1 protein-coding gene is annotated in these 832 nt (G+C 32.7%); it reads left to right on the forward strand.

Features of this window, described 5'->3' with window-relative positions:
• Positions 1 to 72 precede the first annotated feature (72 nt).
• The coding region (locus L988_RS05415) for an IS256 family transposase (protein WP_047382375.1) at positions 73 to 832 on the forward strand (760 nt) is incomplete at its 3' end.

Genomic DNA, 832 nt, shown 5'->3' on the forward strand with positions numbered 1-832 from the left:
GGGTCTAATTAAATATTTGTGTAAACCTTCAAGTTGGGGTAATATTAAATTATCTAACTTGGAGGTTTTTTTATGAGAAGAAATATGACTGAAGAAGAAAAGCAAAAAAGAATTAAAGTAAGAGAATTTTTGAAGCAAAACCCTATCTCTAGTCCTGACGATCTTAATACTTTTTTTAAAGATATGATGAAAGTTATGATTGAAGAGTTTTATCAAGGGGAGCTAGAGGAGGAGTTAGGATATACTAAATATGACTATCGGAATAAAGAATCTAACAACTCAAGAAATGGATATAGCTCAAAGAAACTTAAAAGTAGCGCTGGTGAAATTGAAGTTAATGTTCCCCGTGATAGAAATGGCGAATACGAACCTCAAGTTGTCAAAAAACATCAAAATACAATAGGACAAGATTTAGAAGCTAAAATAATTTCTATGTATGCTAAAGGAATGACAACTAGTGACATTGAATCTCACATTGAAGAGATTTATGGATATCAAGTTTCGGATAGCTCTATTACTAGAATTACAGATAAGATCCTACCTCTTGTTAAAGAATGGCAAACTCGCCCTTTAGAGGCAGTTTATCCTATTGTTTTTATGGATGCTATCCACTATCACGTAAGAAGTGAAGGACAAATTGTAAAAAAAGCTGTCTATATAGCTATTGGAATTAGTTCTTCAGGCGAAAAAGACGTCATTGGAATGTGGGTTGGAGAAAATGAATCTGCAAAATTTTGGCTTAGTAAGTTGAATGAACTTAAATCTAGAGGCGTAGAAGATATATTAATTGCTTGTGTTGATGGACTTACAGGATTTTCTAATGCCATAGAAG

It is taken from the genome of Cetobacterium sp. ZWU0022 (assembly GCF_000800875.1).
Classification (GTDB): domain Bacteria; phylum Fusobacteriota; class Fusobacteriia; order Fusobacteriales; family Fusobacteriaceae; genus Cetobacterium_A.